The following is a 7,506-nucleotide window of genomic DNA, read 5'->3' as shown; positions in this document are numbered from 1 at the left end:
ACTGCATTTTCTTGTTACTATTTTTATTCCTCTTTATTCTTCCTATTTCTTCCTTGCTTGTACATAAGTATATTTACTTACCGCAAACTTGGGATGCTCCCGTAACCACAACTAAGTTGAATCGAGGAACGCTAAATGCCTGTACAAAAAGCCAGCGATATTTTCGGTGATATTACCGTTTATCCAGCGAAAGATGGTAAGCAGCGAGTCGAAATGTATATTCGGCTTCAGGAAAAAGTTGAGGGGATGCAAATTGGGATCGGGATTGATGGCTCGGCATCAATGCGAAAAATGTTTGGCGATACTATACCTAAATTTGCACGTCGTCCTGAAGATAATGTCATGCAGACAGTCGTACAGCGCTTATGTAGTTATGCCTGTGAATATAGTGGCGATGGCTCGGTTTCACCGATTTACTGGGCAACTGGAATCGGAGGTAAAGAGATTGAATCGTTGGGAAAACTAGACTCAGAAGCAATTCAGGCTAGATCTTTTGAGGGACCGCGCAAATGGGGAACTGGGACTGCGTTGTTGCCCCCACTTAATCACCTTTTGACTGAATGTGCTGGGGCTTCTTGGCTAGTATTACTTTTTGTAACTGATGGTGTGATCAGCGATTTAGATGCAGTTGTGGCGCGATCGCTAGAAGTGGGACAAGAAGTATTAGATGGTAAACGCGGTAAGTGTAAATTTATTCTGGTGGGATGTGGTGAAGAAGTTAGTGAGGAGCAGATTGAGAAGCTAGACAATATGTTTGACGGGACACCGCTAGAAGGTCGGATTGATCTTTGGGATGGCAAGTTAGCATCGGAAATGGCTGACCTATCTGAGATTTGGGATGAAGTGGATTTTGGGGTGCAAATCCCAGGGGCTGTGAAAATCAGTGACGATCAAGGGCGTGAAGTATTGTCGCATCCTGATGGGTTTCCTCAGCGCATGGAGTTCTCGGTTGTGGAAGGAACTAAGTCGGTGAAGATTGAAATTATCGGACAGACGATCGAACAAGTTTTGCAATAGCTGATTTATCTCAATCAACAGATTGAGTTTTTTTGTAAAAAATTAACCAAGAACAAAAATATGGCGATCGAGAAAGCAAGTCCACTTTTTGGTGATGTAACTGTATATCCAAGTAAGGATGGTAAGCAACGAGTAGAGATTTATATTCGTTTGCAAAACAAGGTTGAGGGAATGCAAATTGGCATTGCCATTGATGGCTCTTCTTCTATGCAGTCTATGTTTGCGGCTCAAACACCAAAGTTATTCCGCCGTGCTGGTGACAATGTGATGGAGCCGATTGTGCGTGGACTCTGTAACTATGCTTGTGATTACAGTGGTGATGGTACAATTTTGCCAATTTATTGGGCTGTTGGTGCTGGCGGCAAAGAGATTGAGTCTTTAGGAAGGTTGGACTCAACTGCGGTTAAAACAATGCCTGTGGAAGGTCCTAGTAATGGTCGCTGGGGAACTGGCACTTTATTACTCCCCGCTTTGGATTATTTTTTAACGGAGTTTGCGGATGCGCCTTGGATTGTGTTGCTGTTGGTCACTGATGGCGTGATTGGTGATCTTGATGCTGTGATTGCTCGCTCGATGTCGATCGCCCCTGAAATCCTTGATGGCAAACGCGGTAAATGTAAATTTGTCTTGGTTGGTGTTGGCGAAGAGGTGAGCGAAGACCAAATCGATAAGATTGACAATATGTTTGATGGTACTGCTTTTGAGAACAAGATTGATCTATGGGATGGGAAGTTTGCTGCCACGATGTCGGAATTACAAGAGATCTGGGATGAGGTTGACTTTGGGATCAAGTTACCAGGCAACGCCCGTATTTTTGATGATAAGGGCAATGAAGTTGCTTCTTATTTAGATGAAATTCCTCAATGTATGAGTTTTCTTGTACCTGAGGGTTCTGCTTCGGTAAGATTGGAAATTGCAGGACTCTCCATTACTCAACCACTTAGCTAGGTACAAGATGAATGTTTTAAATTCTACTGAAAGAGTCACATTATCTAGTTCTGACATTGACCCCGTTTTTGGTAAGGTTTTTTATCAAAATATTGGTTCTGATGTCGAAGTAACCTTCACGATTTTGATGCCTCGGATTAGTGAAGGTTGGAAAACTGGTGTGGCTCTTGATGCGAGTAGTTCGATGCGAGCCGCCTATGGCAAATCATCAAAACCAACAGAAAACTTAGTAGAGATGGAAGCGCGAAAGTTTCTCTACTACCTTGCTGATCGCCTAGATGCTGATGGTCAAACGACGACAATTTACTGGGCTTGCAGTGGTAGTAAAGAGCTTGAGGTATTGGGAAATATCCAAGTTTCACAATGTGATACGCTGAAAATCGAAGGACCAGTAGAAGCTGATTTCGGCTCTATGACCAATCTTTTACCAGCTTTGCGTTATTTTGTGGAAGGATTTCCTGATGCAACTAATGGCATCTATTTATTTGTCACCGATGGTAAAATCGATGACTTTTGGGCTGTAAAGGAATATTGCATTGACCTAGCTAAGCAAATTACATCAGGTAAGCGTAATCCAATTAAATGTGTATTGATTGGAATCGGTGAAAAAGTGAACGCTCGTCAATTGCAAGATCTGGACAATCTTGATGCGGTGACAGGATTTGATCTATGGGATTACCATGTTGCCAAAGATATGCGCGAGACAACCGATATTTTTGCGGAATTAGTGGATGAATCGGTGATGGTGGCTCCTACTGCTGCTATTTATGACGATCAGAATACTGTGATTAAGCAATTTACGGATGGCTTGCCAGGGCGGGTTAGTTTCTTGATGCGTGACAGTTCATCGTTTTTTGAATTGGAAGTAGCAGGACAAAGAATCCGTCAGTCTTTACTGGCCAGTGCATCTAGTGATGGAGAAACAGGATCATGAGCTTAGAAAATATTATTCAGAGTATTAAAGTTTCAATTCTCAAAGTTCAATCGAATGCTGGCAATGGGACTGGTTTTGTCGTTAGCAATCAGGGGCATATCCTCACCTGCGCTCATGTACTGGTGGGCGATCGCTTTCAAGTAATTTCTGAACATGGCGATCGCCGATCTGTGGAGATTCTTGGCAAAGATGAAACCTGTGACTTGGCAATACTTTACGCTGAGGCTCTAGCTGAGCCGCCTTTAACTTTTGCTGATCCTGCTACGATCTGCGAAGGTCAAACTGTATATGCGTTAGGTCATCCCCTAGGGCTAGATTTTACCTTGTCTCGTGGCATTATCAGCAATCGCCAACGAGTTCGCAGTGGTGTAAGCCTATTGCAAACCGATGTTTCCCTAAATCCTGGGAACAGTGGCGGACCACTGGTAAATGAACAGGGAGAAGTGATCGGCGTTGCTAATCAGATCTTAGAAGGTGGGCAAGGGTTGGGCTTTGGAATTGCTTTGCAACATATATTTGCCTTTGCCGCCCAAATGCGTATTCCTATAAACAGGTCGCAACGGTTTAAAGCACTTTAGTTTGAGACTCAATTTTCAAAATCTAGTTAATTTATTTAGTGAGTGATTAAAAACATGACATACGCAGTTGGCATCGATCTAGGTACGACAAACTCAGTTATCGCTATTTATCGCCGTGGCAGTGCTGAGACTTTACGCATTGATGGACGTTCCACCATGCCTTCAGTGGTTTCTTTTCGCGATGATACAAACATTTTGGTGGGGCAACCTGCTAAGTCACGATTGCTGCTCGATCCTGAAAATACCGTTGCTTCGACCAAGCGATTTATGGGCGATCGCAGTAAAAGCTATAAACTAGCTGGCAATTCTCTCTCACCTGTCAATATTGCCAGTCTGATCCTCAAGCGTTTGGTTGAGAGTGCCAGAAAAGAACTTGGCAACGCTGAGATTTGGGATGCTGTGATCACAGTACCTGCGTATTTCACCGAAGATCAGAAGGAAGATACCAAACGGGCAGGTGAAGAGGCGGGTTTAAATGTGTTACGTCTTTTGCCTGAACCAACGGCGGCGGCGATCGCCTATGGACTGGACAAAGAGAAAGATCAAACGTTGATGGTTTATGACTTGGGTGGCGGTACGTTTGATGTATCAATTTTGTCAGTTACAGGTAACAAGTTTACGGTGAAAGCCGTTGGTGGTAATGGTAATCTGGGTGGTGATGATTTTGACAATGCGATCGCTGAGTGGACTAGCAAGGATTTTAAAGCGAAGACAGGGATAGATTTACTATCCGAAAAAGGTAAGGCGGCTATGTCAGCTAGGCAACGTCTCAAAGAAGCTGCGGAAACTGCCAAGATCGAACTATCTCAAAGCGATCGGGCTGTGATTGCGATTCCTGATTGTTTGGGACATCCGATTGAATTGGAAATTACGTTGGCGCAATACAACAAGTTGATTGAGCCGATGCTGTTGAGTACAGTGGAATGTATGAAATCGGTGCTACGCGATGCCAAACTTTCTGCGGATGATATCGATCGGGTGATTCTCGTTGGTGGCTCAACGAAAAATCGGGCTGTGCGCGAAATTGTGACCCGTGAAATCAAAGAGCCATTTACATCAGAACGGGTTGATGAAGTTGTCGCGCATGGAGCAGCAATCATGGCTTCAAGTCTTTATGCTCCTGATTCTGTGGACATTGATGTATCTGAGAAAACCAGTCATTCTCTTGGAATCATCATGCAAGATGATTCAACGGAAATTTTCCAGCCTGTAATTCCTCGTCAAACTACTTATCCCTGTGAATTAGGAGTTTTAGGATTTACGGGTGTGCCTCATCAAGAACAAGTAAGATTGCGGGTGCAGCGTGGTGAGAATAAGAATCCTGATCGCAATACTAACTTAGGTGAACTAATGCTGCCTGTTTCACCACCGCAAAACGATTATGTGCCTGTTGGAGCAGTTTTTGCCCTTGATGCTGACGGAATCATCCACTTTACGGCAGTGCAGTTTCCGCTTACTAGTTCCGTTGCTCCTATTCTCAGCTATGCTGGCGATCATGATGGTAGTTTAGATATAGGGGCAACCAAGGCGTTGATTGCCAGTGGTGAAGCTAAGGAGCGCTCAACAACGATTGATAGTGGTGTGACTAAAAAATAGTTGATTGGGATAGAAACTAAAAGGTACAAATATGGGTTATTCAATTGGGATCGATCTTGGGACAACTAACTCTGTCGCTTGTGTCTGGCGGCGGGGTACTGTTGAAACAATTCCTATAGATGGACGTGCCACGATGCCTTCGGCTCTTTCGGTGCGACCTGATGGCGCATTGCTCGTGGGGCAGTCAGCCAAAAAGAGAGCCGAGTTGGAACCAGAACAGTCCATCACTTCGGCAAAACGTTATATCGGTGATGGCAAAACCCAGTGGCAAATTGGTAATAAAATCTATACGCCTATGGATGCTGCTGCCACCGTATTGAAACAACTGAAAACGGCTGCCGAGAAATATCTGGGAGAATCAGTGTCTGAGGCAGTGATTACGGTTCCTGCTTATTTTAATAACAATCAGAAACGGGATACCAAACTGGCAGGTGAAGCGGCAGGTTTTAAGGTTCTGCAATTACTACCCGAACCAACGGCGGCGGCGATTAGTTATGGATTGGATCGTGGCAAGGATCAAACGCTTTTAGTGTATGACTTGGGCGGCGGTACTTTTGATGTATCGGTTTTATCGGTTAAGGGCAATCGTTTTCAGGCGATCGCTGTTGATGGTGACTTTAACCTCGGTGGTGATGATTTTGATTTGGTGTTGGTTGAGTATCTGATTAGCATTCTCAAAAGGCGATCGCAGTTTGATCTTGAGAGCTTTCTTGATAAAAGTAAAACTAAAGGGTTAGGGACACCACACGAAATTTTAGTTGCCAAGCAGCGACTCAAAGAGGCTGCCGAAAAAGCCAAGATTGAGCTATCCCAAAGCAATCGTACTCAAATCACAATCCCTGAAATTTTGGGCGTTGCCTTAGATGAAGGAATTACGATTGATACCTACAATCGTTTGATCGCGCCATTAGTCGATCGCACCATTACAAAAACCCGTGCTGTTCTCAAAGCCTCCAAGTTAAACCCTGATGACATCGATCGCGTGATTTTAGTGGGTGGTTCTACGCGCAATAAGTTAGTGCGATCGCGCATTGCTGAAACCATCAAAGATCCGTTTATTTCGGATCGGGTTGATGAAGTTGTGGCGCAGGGTGCAGCGATCGTGGCTGGTGGATTATCTTCTCCTGAAGAAGATATAGTGCCAATTGAGTTTCACAACATCACTCCCTTTAGCTTAGGTGTTTGTGCATATAGAGGAGATGATCGTTCTCGGTTGATAAACAGCATCATCATTCCGAAAAATAGTCCAGTTCCTTGTGTAAAATCAAAGCCTTATCAACTGCGAACGCGGAAAAATCAGAACAATCAACTTGATGTCTATATGTTGCAGGGAGAGAGTGAAGATCCCGCCCAATGTCTGATTTTAGGGAAATACATATTTTCCAATATTACTCATGTACTAGGAATCCCAGCGAGAATTGAGATTGAATATGGCTATGATCGTAGTGGCATCATTACGGTTAGTGCTACAGAGAAATCTACAGGTAAAACTTTACCACTCACTATTGAGGCAATACCTGACAGCCCAAATGATATGTCTTGGCTTACTGGCAACATCGATTCACAAGATAATGTGCAGTCTCCATATACTGTTCATGCTGGTCAACAACGTATTCCTGGGGCGATTACCGATCAGTACGGTAATGCTTTGGGATCACAATATGACTTAGTGGCAAACAACGCTTTTGATGATTGTCTCATTGCCGTATTACATCTATATACAGGTGAGAACTTCGATTTTAAATTGCCTGAATCGGCACTAAAAGAAAAAGGTTTTAAAATTCATCGTTGGACAAGTGTTCCAACAATTAATGACTTTGCGCGAGTTCTTGATGAATCTTGTCAACTATGGGTAATTTCTAATACAACTCAGTTATTGAATGCCCAGCATCTTCAGGAAATTCGCAACTTTTTTGATAGTGGTAGAGGACTTTATATTTGGGGAGACAATGATCCCTATTATGCTGATGCAAATTACGTGTCGAATGGAATTTTTGGATGTGGAATGCACGGGAATGCGGCAGGAGATCAAGTGTTAAAGCCTCAAAACAAACCTGATAGCTCTGGTGCAGGATTTATAAGTCACTTAATTACTACAGGGCTTGAATATCTCTATGAAGGAGTAACAGTTGCAACTGTCCAATCAAATCATCAATTGCAGCCCTTAGTTTATGGATCTGCCAATAATATTGTGACCTCTATTTACGATCAAGATGGAAAACGCGCAATTATTGATGGTGGTTTTACAAGACTCTTTTACAAATGGGATACGGCTGGAACTGGCAGGTATATCAAGAATGCCGCAGGTTGGCTAGTAAATTACGAGAGATTTTGGAGGTAAAACACAATTTTGGCAGTTTGCTAGACAGCATCGCTGTCGAAATCACCAATTTAGCTTTAACTAATTAACCCGAATCTCAAACACTAATCTTA

General features: G+C 43.4%; 6 protein-coding genes. All 6 read left to right on the top strand.

Going from position 1 to position 7,506, the window contains the following annotated elements:
• Positions 1–135: 135 nt before the first annotated feature.
• Genes H6F44_RS10120 through H6F44_RS10095 form a run of 6 tightly spaced genes read left to right on the top strand, consistent with a single transcriptional unit; the run spans position 136 to position 7,414 of the window.
• A complete protein-coding gene (locus H6F44_RS10120) occupies positions 136–1,017 on the top strand; it encodes a hypothetical protein (protein ID WP_190350835.1) in 882 nt (293 codons plus the stop codon).
• 60 nt (positions 1,018–1,077) lie between these two features.
• Entirely contained in the window at positions 1,078–1,965 is an 888-nt protein-coding gene (locus tag H6F44_RS10115; protein WP_190350834.1) for a hypothetical protein, read from the top strand.
• Positions 1,966–1,972: 7 nt separating this feature from the next.
• Positions 1,973–2,899, top strand: coding sequence for a vWA domain-containing protein (locus H6F44_RS10110; RefSeq protein WP_190350833.1), 927 nt, complete (start codon positions 1,973–1,975; stop codon positions 2,897–2,899).
• Positions 2,896–3,477 (top strand): S1C family serine protease, encoded by a 582-nt coding sequence (locus tag H6F44_RS10105; RefSeq protein WP_190350832.1) that lies wholly within the window; start codon positions 2,896–2,898, stop codon positions 3,475–3,477. The genes H6F44_RS10110 and H6F44_RS10105 overlap by 4 nt, the downstream gene beginning before the upstream one ends.
• Positions 3,478–3,531: 54 nt before the next feature.
• The gene (locus tag H6F44_RS10100; RefSeq protein ID WP_190350831.1) at positions 3,532–5,073 is read left to right on the top strand and encodes an Hsp70 family protein; all 1,542 of its coding nucleotides are present in this window, start codon (positions 3,532–3,534) and stop codon (positions 5,071–5,073) included.
• A gap of 31 nt (positions 5,074–5,104) precedes the next feature.
• Positions 5,105–7,414 (top strand): Hsp70 family protein, encoded by a 2,310-nt coding sequence (locus H6F44_RS10095; RefSeq protein WP_190350830.1) that lies wholly within the window; start codon positions 5,105–5,107, stop codon positions 7,412–7,414.
• Positions 7,415–7,506 lie beyond the last annotated feature (92 nt).

This window comes from Pseudanabaena cinerea FACHB-1277 (assembly GCF_014696345.1).
GTDB lineage: Bacteria > Cyanobacteriota > Cyanobacteriia > Pseudanabaenales > Pseudanabaenaceae > Pseudanabaena > Pseudanabaena cinerea.
This window is presented reverse-complemented; position numbering and strand designations above follow the sequence as displayed.